A 16193-nucleotide genomic window follows, 5' to 3' on the forward strand; every position below is an offset into this window, starting at 1 on the left:
AAGGAAAGAATATGTCTGAAATGACGCCTCGCGAAATCGTTCATGAATTGAACCGCCACATTATCGGTCAAGAAAAAGCCAAGCGTTCGGTTGCGATTGCACTTCGCAACCGCTGGCGCCGCATGCAGCTTGAAGAAAACTTGCGTGCCGAAGTGACGCCCAAAAACATCTTGATGATTGGTCCTACTGGTGTTGGTAAGACCGAAATCGCACGACGCCTCGCAAAACTGGCAAATGCCCCTTTCATCAAAGTTGAAGCGACAAAATTCACCGAAGTGGGTTACGTTGGTAAAGAAGTTGAAACCATCATCCGTGATCTAACAGATGTCGCGGTAAAAATGACGCATCAACAAGCGATGGAAAAAGTGAAGTTCCGCGCAGAAGAGCAAGCGGAAGAACGTATTCTTGATGCGCTACTGCCACCGGCACGTGATAGCTGGGGTCAAGCAGAGCAAACGGAAGAGTCTTCTAACACTCGCCAGATCTTCCGTAAGAAACTGCGTGAGGGCCAACTAGACGATAAAGAAATTGAACTCGACGTAGCCGCACCACAAATGGGCGTAGAGATCATGGCGCCTCCTGGTATGGAAGAGATGACTAACCAGCTGCAAGGCATGTTCCAAAACCTCGCTGGCGACACTAAGAAAAAACGTAAGCTGAAAATCAAAGACGCAATGAAAGCGTTAGCGGAAGAAGAAGCGGCGAAACTGGTAAACCAAGAAGAGCTAAAAGAAGCAGCGATTTTCAACGTTGAAAACAACGGCATCGTATTTATCGATGAGATCGACAAGATCTGTAAACGCGGTGAGAGCTCAGGCCCAGACGTTTCACGCGAAGGTGTTCAGCGCGACCTACTTCCATTAATTGAAGGCAGCACAGTATCAACCAAGCACGGCATGGTAAAAACAGACCACATTCTGTTCGTTGCATCTGGTGCATTCCAAGTGGCAAAACCGTCTGACTTGATCCCAGAGTTGCAAGGTCGTCTACCAATTCGTGTTGAGCTAGAAGCACTAAGCAGCAACGACTTCAAACGCATTCTAACAGAGCCGAAAGCCTCTCTAACAGAGCAGTACGTTGCGTTGATGAAAACGGAAGATGTGGACATCGAGTTCACAGAAGACGGCATCACGCAAATCGCGGAAGCGGCATGGACGGTCAACGAAAGCACAGAAAACATCGGTGCTCGTCGCTTACACACCGTAATGGAACGCTTGATGGATGAAATCTCTTACGACGCAGCGGAGCAATCTGGCGCTAAATTCGTTATTGATTCCGCTTACGTGAAAGCGCGCCTAGGCGATACGATTGAAGATGAAGATCTAAGCCGATTTATCCTATAAATAGTAAGATTCAATTAGCCTAGTGAATTACATTGTGTAAATGTGCACACTTGGAAACTTTCATTTGGTTAATTTAAGTTCATTCAAGCCATTACCGTCACGCCACTTTTAATAGGGATGACACTGTGTAATGGCTTTCTTTATCTACCTAAGATTTTGTAGCTTATAGTTCGTCACAATGCTCGTTAGGTTTGACAGTAAGGTCTTGCAAAGATGTGGATTGCACTGTTTGGTCAAGGAATGCTGCTGATGTTCCAACTAAAACAGACACAACAACACCACTAGATGTAATAGTTCCTTTCGGACCAAATACTGGCGCAGCAGCGATCACACCTGCAACACTCGCTGTTCCAGTAATAGCCCTACCAAGCGTTTGATACAAAGACATAAAAACTCCATTATTAATAAGTAGAAAAAGGGTTGCCGTTGGCAACCCTTTTTATGGAAAAACAAACTTTGCAACGTCTCGTTATCTAACAAGAGCACCGTATGCATCAAATGATATATATTTATAAATTTCCAACATCCGTACTCTTATTAGGTGAACTTAATTCTATCGTTCACTTCACAACTTTTATCTCTCCATTATTGAACAGTCTCCTAAGTCAAAGTAGGTAACAGCAATTTCAACATAGCCAGAACTAAATAGTCTAAGCTCAAAATTAAATGTTCTCTGAAAACTTACTTAGTTGTTAAACATTTAGAATTCTTTCCAACTTCCCTTGGAATCAATTATTTTCAGATATATGTCCTCTTAGTGAAGTTCCTATCGTTTCACTCTTGGAGGACCTATGCCGACCGATAACCTTCACTACCAAAAACAAAAGAAACACCAAGAAAATGAAATCCTAGAGCATGCTGCTGAAATCCTAGCTAACCGCTACGTTCGAGGTAATGCCCTTTGTAACCCTGAAGCAACCAAAGAGTATGTTCGATTCAAACTAGCCAGCGCGGAGCACGAGGTTTTCGCTCTGCTACTACTTGATAACCAGCACCGTGTCATCGAGTTTAAATCACTCTTTAAAGGCACCATTGACTCCGCCAGCGTTTATCCGCGCGAGGTCGTCAAAAGCGTCTTGGAAGTGAATGCAGCGGCAGTCATTCTGGCGCATAACCACCCTTCTGGTAACCCTTCCCCATCTCAAGCGGATAGGCGTATCACACGCAAGCTTATCGACGCTTTAGCGTTAGTGGATGTAAGGGTGCTTGACCATATCGTTGTGGGAGAAAGTAGTGTCTCGTTTGCAGAAAAGGGGTGGATATGATCAACACTATTTATGGTGGTGTTTCTTTAGCGCCACAATTGCGTCAGCAGTTGGAGAAGCTATTGAAGGGGTACTCTTTACCTGACAATGCCAAACAGTTGCTCTTGACTTGCCGCCAATTAAGCTACTACCGCTATGGCCGAGGCATTCACCCTGTTGAAGTGCAGTTCCAACGCACTGCAAATTCAGAGCCCTGGCAGATTGTCTTCTTTATCAGCTTTTCTTACCCATTTGAGAGCGCGCTCAACGTTCAGCCTGAACTGTACTTTCATCTTGCCAAGGGATGGTGTTATCAGCCCGATACAGGGGCGGTAAACCTTGAACATCCAGAAGTAATCGACCTTCTTCAGGTATGGATGAAAACGTTCGCTCGGCATCTTTCAAGCATGGATTTTGACGAAATCGATTTATCCATCGTTGGAAAGTAAGCCTCTGCCCCCTTAATCACGACACTTCATGACGTAGGTGTGACAAATTTCGTCGTATCATTTTTGCTTAAGGCATTGATACGACAAGCTTTGTCGCGCCTTTTTGATATTGTCATACCCAACAAAACGAACCTTGTTGAACTGACCATGACGCCACCTAACCAAACTCAGTATCACCTTGAGCTTATCTTGGCGATTTACAACCTTATTCCTTACAATAAGAAAGTCACCGCCAGGCAAATTCAAGCTCAACTTTCCCCGCTTGGTTTAGAGCGCTCCTTGCGTACTATCCAACGTAATCTGTCCGCTATCTGTGCCATGTTTCCCAATGTAATGGTGGATGATAGAGACAAACCCTTTGGTTACCAAAAAACCGAAACTCTGAAGATGAGCACGACGGCTCACGAAGCGGTATTGATCTATTGGCTCATCGAGTCAACCAAGCATCATCTGCCTAGCAGCCTTGCTCCACTCTTAGATGACCTCCTTTCGAACATAACTCCTGAAGACATCAATAACATTCAAAATCATTGGTCATCCAAAGTTCCTATCACAGCCCCAACCCCATTGAGTAAACACGCTCAAGTCGATATCCAAATTTTTCAGATTGTATGTCTAGCGACACTTCAACAACGTCTTATCTCATTAAAGATAAACAAAGGAGACGGCACTCTACGCCTAACTAACGTTCAACCAATAAGTCTCGTACTCCATCACGGCAGCCCTTATCTCGTTTGGCGTACACACACGCATACCAAGTTGAACACCTTACCTCTTTGCAACATCCAGGAGGCCACGATGTCGAGCTTTCGCTTTGAGCTTCAAACAGATGCGACTCTGCTCTCGTCTGAAGTTAAAGAGCTGTTTGATATCGCTGACTCTCATCTTGAATTAAACAAAATAGTACCCTCTAAAACTTATTATGGAGAAATAGAATGAACCTATCTAAACCCCTACTTACCATCGCTCTCTTTACTATTCCTTTAGCCTTAATCGGATGTGGCGGCTCTTCTGGCGGGCGTGACAATAACGACTCAGGGCAATCATATCAATTTGGTGGTGCAGTACAGAAAGGTCCTCTACAGCCTGGTTCAGTCGTCACCACATATGAACTTAACCAAGACTTAGAAAAGACCGACATCTCTTACACCACTCAAATAGAGGACTATGAAGGTAATTACAACATGAATGAGCGATTCAATACGCCTTATGTCGAGCTCGTTGCACAGGGGAATTACTTTAATGAGCTGACAGGAAAAAGTGATGAGCAGATGCGCATGAGCGCTTTTGTCGATATGAACGCAACGACACAAGTGAACTTCAATGTCGCTACAGCGGCCATGAAAGCAAGTATCATGGCAAAGGTACAAGCCGGGCAGACCTTTGAAGAGGCGGTGCATGAGGCGACCACTGAGCTGCTAAGCCTTTATAGTTATGATCCTGAGCAATGGGCAGATGGCATTAACTTCTATAACGTCAACCTTTCTAACGCTGGCGATACCAGCACTGTGCTACTCGTGATCTCTGCAAGTACTTTAACTATGGCAACCGAAAACGGACTCACGTTAGAGCAACAAATCGAGAAAATTGGTCAGGTATTGTTAGAGCCTAACTCCGTTCAGTTTGAAGAAATGAAACAAGCTCTGACCAAGTACAGCCTAGCACTGTACAAAACAGCAGCTTACGAGAACACTCAGAAGTACTACGCAGACAACGGTCTAGACTTTGATATTCCACACGTAGATTACTTTATCGATGTTGATGGTGACGGCGTGTTACCTAACAAAGACTTACCTGTGTTTGCTTACACTGGCGGTGTTAATATCGGCTCTGATGAAATCGGAGGACTACGTCCAGCTGGTGCATGGGCTATCGACTACCAAGGTCGTCCTATGACATTCGAAGTTATTGGTGAATTCCAGCACGGTGAAATCGCATCAATTGAATACACTGATACTGGCGTTAGTATTTGGTATCGTCTAACGGATGTAGACTTTGAAGGTCAGTCATTCGAAGACTGCGTTACGGTTAATACAGTAAAGCCTGCACCTGCTAACTTTCCATGGAAGGCATGTGTAACTCTAACCAAATAGTAATCTTCAGCAGATCGAAAAAATAGGAGGCCTAGCTTCCTATTTTTTGTCAGACTCCCAATGTCATTATGGAGCACAACGAAGCGTATTCAGAAATAATACATGAATAACTAAGTACGTGAGACGGCATTTACACTGACACAGACGTAGGGGCCTGAGAACTGATACCATTAACACTACTGATGTTATCGAGGCCAATCTACCAACAGTGCATGACCGTACCACCGAATGCTGCGTGCTTATTTAGCATACCCCGAATGGCAAGTTGAACCTAAGGGACCATATGCTTCTCCAGTTATCTCTACACTTATAATCAATCTATAGAGCAATCACGTTTCGAAATACTAAACAGATGAGCAGATTAATATTAGCTATCATCCCTGACTAGTTCCAAAGCAACGTTTTCCTTCACCATAATGCTTCGTTCTATTTTTGGCAAAGTAACTGAGTCTTGTAAAGAGGGCCTGGTATTTGTTCTCGAAGTCGTATTTATTTTGTTCTAAATAATGCGTACCTTTATAAACAAGTTGAACCAACCTATCTGCATTATCAACACACTCTCCTAGTGCGCTATTCCATGCATCCATAATGAGTCTTGCTAAACTTTCTTCATTATCTCTATAACCGCTACTCCAATATCTATCTTTATTAAAAAACAGGACAAGGTGATAGTGGTCATTTGTAGATTTATTCCTTTCCCTACACCAAACATACCGTAGGTGACATGGATATACCCTTTTACCACTCGCTTTCATTCTTTTTTCTTGCGCTTTTATTTTTGCCTTCAAGGATTCAAAGAATCGTTTAATGATATTTTTTTGATTAAATGTATTGTTCAAAATCTCATCTCTGAAAAGTATGTCTTTTTCACTGTCAGAAACAGGAAGTCTCAGATCCAGTCTTAACGCATGAACTCTCTTATAGTCTTTTAATACTTTAGACATGGTTAATATAATACGATCTAGATAGTGTGTATTGAGTTGATCGACCGGATAAAGAACCTCTAAACCTTTGTAAGTATAAGTCATCATTCATTCTCTTTGGTATTCATCCAAAGATATGAATTACTGTGTTATTTAATACATGGTATTTAAGGAGAGTATACCAATTCTACTGAGGTAGAGTGTATAGGATATAAGTACTTAGTTAAGTGAGTATGTACGGTTAACTATATATTTAATTATGTATGTATATTAACCATACCAACATATCTAGTAAGCGTTAATTCTAAGCCCCCTGTACAACACATGCGAAAGAGCGACTCTGAAGTTAGCCACAACCATGAATGATTAGTGACTATCAACTTTTAACTTACATCACTGAAAAAACTACATTGTAGTTTTGAAAGATAAAGGTTGAGCAGATTGAAACTACATTGTAGTAAATGTAAGATACTGGCTGATAAAAATTACTATTTAAGAGGGTTTAATTATGGAAGATTACGATGTAATGATTAAAGATGAAAACATGGGAAAGTTCTATACTAACCAGCTATCAACACATGGTATTAGAGCAGTATGGGAAGAATCATTAAGTATTAAAGAAAATGAAAGTATAATAAATGCTGCTCTTAAATCATATTCATTTGAAGATTGCAAAAGGATTGTCGGGAAAATAGAAGAAAAATACAATTCAATTTTATACATAAAAAATGAAATACGAAAAAATGAAAGATTTTGTAATTTTTCATGGTTTTACATTCAAAAAAAACTATCCGGAAAACTATCATTAAATCCAAATGGAAGCAGTTTTAAAGAAAGAGTAGACTGGGTAACATCATATATAAGAAAGGTAAATAGAAGCAAACATAGCCATATTGAACTAGAGAGGGGTATTGTAAGAAAGTGGTATTTATCACGTGATAAGACTGAGATCATTTCATGGTTGAAAGATGATGAAGAAAAAATAAAGTGGGCATGGAGCTACATACTTAAACATGAGCCTTTGGTTATTAAATACATTTGGAATAATAAAATCTCAACGCAAGACCTGAAAGATTTCATTATCGCTTTTTTTGATGCAATTGAAGAGAACAAAAGAGAAATCACTATTAAGAGGATAAAAAAGGCATGGGATCAAAAGAAGTTTAGAGATAAAGTTCAATCTAAAAAGCAATATTGTATAAACTTATCTGAAAGCAGCAATGAAAAACTTAAAGCTATATCAATTTCAAAAAACATGAAAAGAAATAAAGTTATAGAATCACTCATAAATAATGAATACTTAAGGCTATAGGAACCTCGCTGTATTGCTTTTAATACTCATATTAGTTTACTTAATCGTCTCCTATTTGATTTAAGTTAATAGTGTACATAAAAATTTATGTCTATACTGGGCACATTGGTTACTAGCACGAAATTTCCATGAAACAATCTCTACAGATCTGGCTTGAAGCCGCTCGTCCAAAAACATTACCTCTGGCATTGGTCTCTATCTTAACTGGTAGCGTACTCGCCTACTCGGCAGGTCATTTTTCACTGACAATTGCCATCATGGCTTTCGTAACCGCTACATTGCTGCAAATTCTGTCCAACCTGGCAAACGACTATGGCGATGCCGTTCAAGGTACAGATAACGACAAACGCCTCGGCCCATTACGAGCGATGCAGTCAGGCGCTGTAAGTGCGAAACAGATGAAACAGGCAATTATCTTTAACATCGTTCTGACCGCTATCTCAGGCTTGATGTTAGTTTTCTATTCACTAAGTTCACTGGAAAGCATTGTCACTTTTATCGGGTTGGGAATTTTGGCCATTCTCGCAGCCATTGCTTATACCATGGGTAGTAAACCATACGGTTACGTGGGGCTTGGCGATATATCAGTGTTCTTGTTTTTTGGTCTACTCGGCGTATCCGGTACCTACTTCTTGCATACCGGTCACGTAGACACCACGCTATTCTTACCCGCTTTAGGCTGCGGTTTACTCGCTGTTGCAGTACTCAATATCAACAATATGCGTGATATAGAGAACGACCGAGAGTGTGGTAAACGCACGGTGGCGGTACGCTTAGGTCAACGTAAAGCCAAACAGTACCACTTTATTTTACTTGGCGGAGCTATCCTTGCCTTTGCGGCTTACTTGTTAATTCAAGACAAACCCGTTTGGATTAGCTTGCCATTCTTACTTAGTATTTATTTCGTGGCCGATCATGGTAGAGCGGTTTGGCATACACAAAAGCCCGCTCAGATAGCACCAATGATGCCAGTCATCGTGAAATGCTCTCTAGTCACCAACGTTTTGTTTGCAACAATTGTGGTAGCTCAAACTCTAGTAAGTTAAAAAAGGATTGTCATTGCATTGACTTAATGCCTAGATATACTCAAAGACAACCAATTTCTGTTTAGAAAGGTACGCTATGGAATACAATACCTCAGCACTCTGTGATATCTACCTCGATCAGGTAGATGTGGTTGAAACAATGTTCAGTAACTTTGGCGGCCGCGCTTCATTTGCCGGGCAAATCACCACCATCAAGTGTTTTGAAGATAATTCGTTGATCCGCGAGACATTAGAGCAAGATGGACTTGGTCGCGTTTTGTTAATTGACGGTGGCGGTTCCCTACGTAAAGCCCTTATCGATGCAGAAATCGCAACCATTGCGGAAGAAAACGAGTGGGAAGGCATTGTCGTTTACGGCTGTGTTCGTGAAGTAGATGAACTTGAAGATATGAATTTAGGCATTCAAGCCCTCGCTTCTATTCCTGTTGGAGCGACCAGCCAGGGTATCGGCGAATTGGATGTACCAGTCAACTTTGGCGGCGTCAGCTTCTTACCTGAAGATTATATTTATGCCGATAGTACCGGAATTATCCTGTCGCCAGAACCATTGAATATTGATTTAGAGTTGGATGAAGAAGCATAGCGAGTCTTAGGTGTCTAAGTTATAAGGCCTTCTCCTAGCTCTTAGCGCCTAGCCTTGTCTCAACATTATCTACTTCCCTAAAACACAAACACCCGCTTAACGCGGGTGTTTTTAATTTGGAATGAAGAAGCTGAATTATTCCACTTCGTCCATTTTGCCAAGTAGTGCACGAATGCGCTCTTGCCATTGTGCGTGCTCTTGCTGTGCTTGTTGTGCTTTTTGCTCTAGCTCTTCACGTTGAGAGCGAAGCTCGTTCGCTTCTTCCGCAAGTTTAGCTTTATCTTCTTTCAGCTCTTCGACTTCCATCTGAAGAAGAGTGATTGTGTCAACTGCAGTTTGAATTTTAGATTCTAGTTGTTCTAGTACTTCAAAAGACATCTTGGCCTACCTATGTTATTCCGTTGGGACGATGTGCGAGATTGATGCACACCTAACCTATATAAGGTTCATTCTACTCAGCGTCGCGATGAGAAACACTCACTATATTCGATATTTTGCATCATTCGGTCAAAAAATCAGCGCAATCTCACTAAACGCTGACTTTTCTTGTCGCCGAAGCATTTTTGAGCAAGTATTTTGCGTCCCGCTACGCTGAAAATCGCCCTAAGTATTGATCAAATTCAAGTTAGATAAAGTAAAAGCCTCGCAAAAAGGCAAACGTTTACTCGACCTTGTGATAGAATCGCCGCGCAAATTCTTCTTCCCTCTTGCTTACTTGGAGACATCATGAAACGCGATTTAGCAATGGCATTTTCCCGTGTGACTGAAGGTGCAGCTCTGGCTGGTTACAAATGGCTTGGCCGTGGCGATAAAAACGCAGCCGATGGCGCAGCTGTTGAAGTTATGCGCACGCTACTGAACAAAACAGATATCAGTGGTGAAATTGTCATTGGTGAGGGTGAAATCGATGATGCGCCAATGCTGTACATTGGTGAGCAAGTGGGTATTGGTGGTGATGAAGTAGATATTGCAGTCGACCCGATTGAAGGGACGCGTATGACGGCAATGGGACAATCGAACGCACTAGCCGTACTTGCCGCAGGTGAGAAAGGCAGCTTTCTTAAAGCGCCAGATATGTACATGGAAAAACTGGTTGTTGGCCCTGGCGCAAAAGGCGTAATTGACTTAGAAAAGCCGTTAAAAGAAAACCTAGAAAACGTAGCAAAAGCCCTGAACAAGCCACTTGATACCCTAGTCGTTATTACCCTTGCGAAACCTCGCCACGATGACGTTATTGCAGAAATGCAAGCAATGGGCGTACGTGTCTTTGCGGTGCCTGATGGTGACGTCGCTGCCTCTATTCTGACTTGTATGCCAGACAGTGAAGTGGACCTGATGTACTGTATTGGCGGCGCGCCAGAAGGGGTAGTATCAGCAGCGGTTATTCGAGCGCTAGACGGTGACATGCACGGTCGCTTACTTCCTCGTCACGAAGTAAAAGGCGATAGTGAAGAAAACCGCATTTACGGTGCAGATGAACTAAAACGCTGCGATGAAATGGGCGTAAAAGCGAATGTTGTCCTCAAAATGGAAGACATGGCTCGTAGCGACAATGTGGTATTTTCAGCAACAGGCATTACTAAAGGTGACTTGCTAGAAGGCATCTCTCGCCAAGGCAATATTGCAACCACAGAAACGCTGCTCGTGCGTGGTCGATGCCGTACTATTCGTCGCATTAAGTCGACTCACTACCTAGATCGTAAAGATCCAGAAGTGCGTGATATTATTCTTTAAGCATTTCTCGAGGCTCTCGCTCAATCTGAGTGTGAGCCTTTCTTTTCGCACAACCGGACAATAGATTCTGAATCACACTCGTTTCTCACTGTTCAGAGTGTATATATTGGTTCGCATAAAGATAGCACCTACAAAGCCACACTCAAATTAAGTCAACACTTTTCTTTACTAACCCTATCGCGCATAATATCTACTGACGTATAAATGGTGGGTATATGAAGACCGTAGATAGGATATTGCAAATCGTTAAGCGTGATGGTTCCGTCACTGCAAAACAACTCTCCTCTGAGCTAGGTATGACAACCATGGGGGCTCGTCAGCACCTGCAAGGTTTAGAAGATGATGGCATTCTTTCTATCCATGACGTAAAAGTAAAAGTTGGTCGCCCTGCTCGTCATTGGTCTCTCACTCAAAAAGGTCATGAGCAATTTGCTGACCGTCACGGTGAGTTGACCATTCAGTTTATAGAAGCTGTCGAACATATCTTTGGCAAAGATGGACTGGAAAAAGTCACATCAGAAAGGGAAAAACTCACGTTACAAAGTTATCGTCAGCATCTTAAGCAATGCGACTCTCTGCAAAGCAAACTAGAAACACTCGTCACATTAAGAGAGCAAGAAGGCTATATGGCAGAGCTCGAGAAAGATGAGAACGGATTCATCTTGATCGAAAATCACTGTCCGATTTGTAAAGCCGCAACTCGCTGCCCAAGCTTGTGCCAATCAGAATTAAGTGTCTTTCAGTCTTTACTTGGACGTGACACCAAAGTAGAGCGTACCGAACACATCATTAGTGGCCAAAGACGCTGCGTTTACCGCATCCAACAACTGCAGTAACCACCACAACCAAACATCGACATGCCGCACTTATTCAATCTCAAGCTTGAAAGCTACTCTTATAAGTGAGACGGCTGAAGAATTCATCCTCTCTCCTCTTTCTAGTGGTATAGGCTTTTAGTAACTAAAGGCAATTTCCATAAGGATTTGGAGAGCATCGATGTCTAATCTACGTCATATCCCATCACAAACGCTTCCTCCATTCGATGAAATGGTTCGAATGGCAGAGCGAGACCCAGAAGCTTTTGAGCAATTTCGTCATGAGATGGCGAAAGAGATGATCGAGAGCGCATCAGAAAATATGAAAGAAAGATTGTGGGCTCAACAAAGCCACATTGATAGAGTCATCAGCACGTGTAAAAACCCTCATCACACCAATGTGGTATTGATGAACGAGTTGCAAAAACAGGTCGTAAAGTTCAAAGCAGCGCTACAAGGGGAAGCGGCACCGACTCAAAAAGCGGATGTGATTAGCTTAAATACGTTTAAAGATAGGGATGATTTTTACTAAAAGGCAGGAATAAGACTCTAGAACCCTAGAGTCTTATTCCAAAACATAGAGCTATACTTATTCCGGCTCAGGGCCATATTGGTTTGGTCCTGATGTCCCCTTTAAGAAACCACATTCAATTAGAATCCATAAACCACAAATCAGAGAAATGGAAGCGACGAACATCTGTGGGGTCGACGGCTCTTGCGCGGCAGGGCTAGTCATTGGCGTGGCAATTCGTCCTATAATCAACGGAATATTCAGTGCTAGCCAATAGATCGATTTGTTGCGGTCATGCCAACGCTTGGTGGTGATCGCCAAATCAGGGATCAACAGGACCACCAAGAAAATAGGAAGAAGCACATAAGAGAGAGTAGGAAGCAGTAGGCTGATACCGGCACCAAAGCCTAGAATGGACACATAGTAAATTACGTTCCAAATCCAGTAGGTTTTACGGTCTATACGTCCTTGAAAAGAAAACAGTAACTCTTTAGTCGACATCAAATTTACCCCAAAGTAGAAAGGTTATAGATTAGCCGAGTCGATATAGTTTGGAAAGGACACCGATAACTTGGGTGCCCACAACGTCCTTATAACAAGCAGAGCCAGGCTGAGAATTCGTAACAATAACCCCTCGCTGTTCTCGAGCAATCCAGCACCACCTAGTTCACTACCTTTTGGAAGCTATCTATATCCATGTCTCGGATATTGACCGTTAAACTGTGCACGTGACTAGCTTGCTCTTGAAGAGTCGCCATCAAGGCTCGTGACAGTTCTCGCTTTTGTTCTTGGGAGCGACCAGATAACAAATCAAAGTTGATATGGATAAAGTCGAGGCTATCACCCTCCTCTCCTATTAACCAATTGTGGCACCGGAGCGTTCTAGATTTCACAGACGCGAGTTCAAAAAGGCCACTATCTAACGCAGCTTTATGTAAGTCTTCCAGCAAACCTTGTACATTGACTCGCTCTTCCACTGAGTTCGAATACTCTAAAACTAAGTTTGGCATTTTGATTCCTTTCTACAACATAATAAATTCAGTGCGTAGTAATACCAATCTCAGCAGCAATTTCCGAGGAATGAACTATCATTCTGTCTACGCGATCACCAATCGGTTGCTTTTAACAAAAATAACAGGATCGATGCTTGGTCGAATCAGTGAAGAAAGCCGGACAAGACATGACGCCAATCATGATCTGTTCACATTATTCTGTTATATTCCTACGTAGATTTTTTACATTAATAGACTATTTACATTAAAAATAAGGGAGATATTCCTATGCGTCGTCCTGTAGTGATGGGTAACTGGAAACTAAACGGCAGCAAAGCAATGGTAACTGAGCTGCTAACTGGTCTTAACGCTGAGCTTGAAGACGTTGAAGGTGTTGACGTAGCAGTAGCTCCACCTGCACTTTACCTAGACCTGGCTGAGCGTCTAATTGTTGAAGGCGGTAACAAGATCATCCTAGGTGCTCAAAACACTGACCTAAACAACAGCGGTGCTTTCACTGGCGACATGTCTCCAGAAATGCTGAAAGACTTCGGTGCTTCTCACATCATCATCGGTCACTCAGAGCGTCGTGAATACCACAACGAATCTGACGAGTTCATCGCTAAGAAATTCAACTTCCTAAAAGAAAACGGTCTAACTCCTGTTTTCTGTATCGGTGAATCTGAAGCTCAAAACGAAGCTGGCGAAACTGAAGCTGTATGTGCACGTCAAATCAACGCAGTTATCGACACTTACGGTGTTGAAGCTCTAAACGGCGCAATCATCGCTTACGAGCCAATCTGGGCTATCGGTACTGGTAAAGCAGCAACAGCTGAAGATGCACAACGCATCCACGCTTCTATCCGCGCACTAATCGCAGCGAAAGACGAAGCAGTTGCAGCACAAGTAATCATCCAATACGGTGGTTCTGTTAAGCCAGAAAACGCTGAAGCTTACTTCTCACAACCAGACATCGACGGCGCTCTCGTTGGCGGTGCATCTCTAGATGCGAAAAGCTTCGCAGCAATCGCTAAAGCAGCGGCTAAAGCAAAAGCGTAATCTCGTTTTTACTGGGAGTAAAAATAACAAAGGGATGCATCATGCATCCCTTTTTGTTTGTGTTGTACCGTCGGAGTACCTAATAGGAAATTCCGATTTACGCTGGCTCAGCAATTTTCACGGTTGGCTTTTTCGCGAGCTCCGCACTGGAATCTTTCTTATAAAGGTTCTCGTAGCAGTAATTTGTAGCTTCAATGTAGCCTTCTACACTACCGCAATCAAAGCGTTGACCTTTAAATTTGTATGCCAAAACACAACCAGATTGAGCTTGTTGCATCAGCGCATCGGTGATTTGAATCTCACCACCTTTACCTGGCTCTGTATTTTCAATCAGTTCAAAGATATCAGGTGTCAGAATGTAGCGACCAATAATCGCTAGATTGCTAGGTGCAGTGCCTGATTCTGGCTTTTCAACCATGTTATCAATGCGGAAGAGATCATCTTTGATCATCTCGCCAGCAATCACACCGTATTTATGCGTTTCTGATTCCGGAACTTCTTGTACTGCAACGATTGAACAGCGGAACTGTTTGTACAGATCAACCATTTGCGCTAGAACGCCTTGGTCCTCATTCACACAAAGGTCATCCGCGAGCACAACAGCAAACGGTTCATCACCGACCAGTTCACGTCCCGTAAGAATAGCGTGACCTAAGCCTTTCATTTCACGCTGACGGATGTAAGTGTAACTCGCTGAATCAATCAAAGAGCGGATATCATCTAACAGTGCTTCTTTACTTGTGCCTGAGATTTGATGTTCCAACTCGTAGTTTTTGTCGAAGTGGTCCATCAAAGAATGTTTGCCACGACCTGTGACAATACACATTCCATCCATGCCCGCTTCAATGGCTTCTTCAACACCGTATTCAATTAATGGCTTGTTCACCACTGGCATCATTTCTTTCGGCATGGATTTTGTTGCAGGTAGAAAACGAGTTCCGTAGCCTGCTGCAGGGAAAAGACATTTTTTAATCATTGTGATTTATACCTAGCTAGACATAAAAACGAGGCTTTCGCCTCGTTTTGTATTACTTGTTATAGAATTCTTTATACCAAGAAACAAACTCTGCAACGCCTTCTTTAACTGTTACTCTTGGTTTGTAACCAGTAGCGGTAAATAGATCTTCTGTATCAGCATAAGTTTGATAAACATCTCCAGGCTGCATTTCGCGAAAGTTTTTCTTCGCTTCTATACCAAGCTCATCTTCAATCGCTTTAACGAAGTCCATCAAGTTGATAGGAGAGCCATGACCAATGTTATAAACCGAATATGGAGCAGAACTGCTTGCTGGAGTTCCAGATTCTACAGTCCAGCTTTCATTTCGAGTTGGTAAGACGTCTGCAATACGAACTACACCTTCAACAATATCATCTACATGGGTGAAGTCTCTCCACATATCACCATTATTATTGATATCGATAGTATCGCCATCAAGAATTTTCTTAGTGAAAATAAATGGGGCCATGTCCGGACGCCCCCAAGAACCATACACAGTGAAAAAGCGCAAACCTGTTGTTGGGATGTCATACAGATGAGAATAGCTATGAGCCATTAGCTCGTTAGACTTTTTCGTTGCTGCATAAAGTGATACTGGATGGTCAACACTATCTGAAGTGGAAAAAGGAACTTTTGCATTAAGTCCATACACAGAGCTCGAAGATGCATATACCAAGTGGTTTACTTTGTTTTGACGGCATCCCTCAAGAATATTTAGGTGCCCAACTAAGTTTGAGTCCGCATATGCATGTGGGTTTTCTAGTGAATAACGTACTCCAGCTTGGGCAGCCAAGTGGATAACGCGGTCAAACTTCTCAGTTGCAAACAACTGCTCCATCGCTCCACAATCTGCAATATCTACACTTACAAATTTGAACAGTGGATTTCCAATACGAGCGAGTCGGGCATGTTTTAGATTCACGTCGTAGTAATCATTTAGATTATCGATACCCACAACTTCATGCCCTGCAGCATTAAGTTTCTCCGCTGTTGCACTACCAATAAAACCAGCAGCACCAGTTACTAAGTATTTCATAATTAACAGATTCCTAAAGAAACAAAAGCCAGTCAAATAAGACTGGCTTAACTCAA

General features: G+C 42.5%; 19 protein-coding genes. 12 read left to right on the forward strand and 7 right to left on the reverse strand.

The window, feature by feature from the left end:
• Nucleotides 1–11: 11 nt before the first annotated feature.
• A complete protein-coding gene (gene hslU / locus R8N46_RS12065; RefSeq protein WP_017633435.1) occupies nucleotides 12–1343 on the forward strand; it encodes an HslU--HslV peptidase ATPase subunit in 1332 nt (443 codons plus the stop codon).
• A gap of 163 nt (nucleotides 1344–1506) precedes the next feature.
• Here hslU and R8N46_RS12070 read toward each other — a convergent pair whose 3' ends face one another.
• On the reverse strand, nucleotides 1507–1731 hold the full coding sequence (locus tag R8N46_RS12070) for a hypothetical protein (RefSeq protein WP_046874058.1): 225 nt from the start codon (nucleotides 1729–1731) through the stop codon (nucleotides 1507–1509).
• 403 nt (nucleotides 1732–2134) lie between these two features.
• On the opposite strand from R8N46_RS12070, the gene radC reads away from it, so the two are divergent.
• The 4 genes from radC (at nucleotide 2135) to R8N46_RS12090 (ending at nucleotide 5129) form a co-directional block, all read left to right on the forward strand.
• The gene (gene radC, locus R8N46_RS12075) at nucleotides 2135–2608 is read left to right on the forward strand and encodes a RadC family protein (protein WP_318098432.1); all 474 of its coding nucleotides are present in this window, start codon (nucleotides 2135–2137) and stop codon (nucleotides 2606–2608) included.
• Nucleotides 2605–3036: a DUF2787 family protein gene (locus R8N46_RS12080; RefSeq protein ID WP_318098431.1), complete on the forward strand. Its 432-nt coding sequence runs from the start codon at nucleotides 2605–2607 to the stop codon at nucleotides 3034–3036. Before radC ends, R8N46_RS12080 begins: the two co-directional genes overlap by 4 nt.
• Before the next feature lie 114 nt (nucleotides 3037–3150).
• Entirely contained in the window at nucleotides 3151–3975 is an 825-nt protein-coding gene (locus R8N46_RS12085) for a helix-turn-helix transcriptional regulator (RefSeq protein WP_025998521.1), read from the forward strand.
• A complete protein-coding gene (locus R8N46_RS12090; protein ID WP_064377272.1) occupies nucleotides 3972–5129 on the forward strand; it encodes a hypothetical protein in 1158 nt (385 codons plus the stop codon). Before R8N46_RS12085 ends, R8N46_RS12090 begins: the two co-directional genes overlap by 4 nt.
• 374 nt (nucleotides 5130–5503) lie before the next feature.
• Here the strand turns inward: R8N46_RS12090 and R8N46_RS12095 are convergent, their stop codons facing one another.
• Nucleotides 5504–6160 (reverse strand): inovirus Gp2 family protein, encoded by a 657-nt coding sequence (locus R8N46_RS12095; protein WP_046874062.1) that lies wholly within the window; start codon nucleotides 6158–6160, stop codon nucleotides 5504–5506.
• A gap of 400 nt (nucleotides 6161–6560) precedes the next feature.
• On the opposite strand from R8N46_RS12095, the gene R8N46_RS12100 reads away from it, so the two are divergent.
• From R8N46_RS12100 to rraA, 3 genes are all read left to right on the forward strand, one after another.
• Complete coding sequence (locus R8N46_RS12100; RefSeq protein ID WP_318098430.1) at nucleotides 6561–7364, forward strand: hypothetical protein; 804 nt, start codon at nucleotides 6561–6563, stop codon at nucleotides 7362–7364.
• A 128-nt stretch (nucleotides 7365–7492) separates the two neighbouring features.
• Complete coding sequence (locus R8N46_RS12105; RefSeq protein WP_213966079.1) at nucleotides 7493–8410, forward strand: 1,4-dihydroxy-2-naphthoate polyprenyltransferase; 918 nt, start codon at nucleotides 7493–7495, stop codon at nucleotides 8408–8410.
• Nucleotides 8411–8486: 76 nt separating this feature from the next.
• A complete protein-coding gene (gene rraA / locus R8N46_RS12110; protein WP_318098429.1) occupies nucleotides 8487–8993 on the forward strand; it encodes a ribonuclease E activity regulator RraA in 507 nt (168 codons plus the stop codon).
• Nucleotides 8994–9128: 135 nt separating this feature from the next.
• Here the strand turns inward: rraA and zapB are convergent, their stop codons facing one another.
• Nucleotides 9129–9371 (reverse strand): cell division protein ZapB, encoded by a 243-nt coding sequence (gene zapB / locus R8N46_RS12115; RefSeq protein WP_005379536.1) that lies wholly within the window; start codon nucleotides 9369–9371, stop codon nucleotides 9129–9131.
• 348 nt (nucleotides 9372–9719) lie between these two features.
• On the opposite strand from zapB, the gene glpX reads away from it, so the two are divergent.
• The 3 genes from glpX (at nucleotide 9720) to R8N46_RS12130 (ending at nucleotide 12074) form a co-directional block, all read left to right on the forward strand.
• Entirely contained in the window at nucleotides 9720–10727 is a 1008-nt protein-coding gene (gene glpX / locus R8N46_RS12120) for a class II fructose-bisphosphatase (protein ID WP_206953601.1), read from the forward strand.
• Between the two features lie 215 nt (nucleotides 10728–10942).
• Nucleotides 10943–11563, forward strand: coding sequence for a helix-turn-helix transcriptional regulator (locus R8N46_RS12125; protein ID WP_140367216.1), 621 nt, complete (start codon nucleotides 10943–10945; stop codon nucleotides 11561–11563).
• A 160-nt stretch (nucleotides 11564–11723) separates the two neighbouring features.
• Nucleotides 11724–12074 (forward strand): DUF3135 domain-containing protein, encoded by a 351-nt coding sequence (locus R8N46_RS12130; protein ID WP_258646863.1) that lies wholly within the window; start codon nucleotides 11724–11726, stop codon nucleotides 12072–12074.
• Between the two features lie 57 nt (nucleotides 12075–12131).
• Here R8N46_RS12130 and R8N46_RS12135 read toward each other — a convergent pair whose 3' ends face one another.
• Both R8N46_RS12135 and R8N46_RS12140 read right to left on the reverse strand, forming a co-directional pair.
• Entirely contained in the window at nucleotides 12132–12554 is a 423-nt protein-coding gene (locus tag R8N46_RS12135) for a DUF805 domain-containing protein (RefSeq protein ID WP_258646864.1), read from the reverse strand.
• Nucleotides 12555–12715: 161 nt separating this feature from the next.
• Complete coding sequence (locus R8N46_RS12140) at nucleotides 12716–13063, reverse strand: 5-carboxymethyl-2-hydroxymuconate Delta-isomerase (RefSeq protein ID WP_017635986.1); 348 nt, start codon at nucleotides 13061–13063, stop codon at nucleotides 12716–12718.
• Nucleotides 13064–13333: 270 nt separating this feature from the next.
• Here R8N46_RS12140 and tpiA point away from each other — a divergent pair, with 270 nt between their 5' ends.
• The gene (gene tpiA / locus R8N46_RS12145; RefSeq protein WP_318098428.1) at nucleotides 13334–14104 is read left to right on the forward strand and encodes a triose-phosphate isomerase; all 771 of its coding nucleotides are present in this window, start codon (nucleotides 13334–13336) and stop codon (nucleotides 14102–14104) included.
• 97 nt (nucleotides 14105–14201) lie between these two features.
• Here tpiA and galU read toward each other — a convergent pair whose 3' ends face one another.
• Together galU and R8N46_RS12155 are read right to left on the reverse strand one after the other, a co-directional pair.
• The gene (gene galU, locus R8N46_RS12150) at nucleotides 14202–15080 is read right to left on the reverse strand and encodes a UTP--glucose-1-phosphate uridylyltransferase GalU (RefSeq protein ID WP_315874274.1); all 879 of its coding nucleotides are present in this window, start codon (nucleotides 15078–15080) and stop codon (nucleotides 14202–14204) included.
• A 52-nt stretch (nucleotides 15081–15132) separates the two neighbouring features.
• Nucleotides 15133–16137, reverse strand: a complete 1005-nt coding sequence (locus tag R8N46_RS12155; protein ID WP_318098427.1) for an NAD-dependent epimerase — start codon at nucleotides 16135–16137, stop codon at nucleotides 15133–15135.
• Nucleotides 16138–16193 lie beyond the last annotated feature (56 nt).

The organism is Vibrio sp. 1874, from assembly GCF_033344395.1.
Classification (GTDB): domain Bacteria; phylum Pseudomonadota; class Gammaproteobacteria; order Enterobacterales; family Vibrionaceae; genus Vibrio; species Vibrio alginolyticus.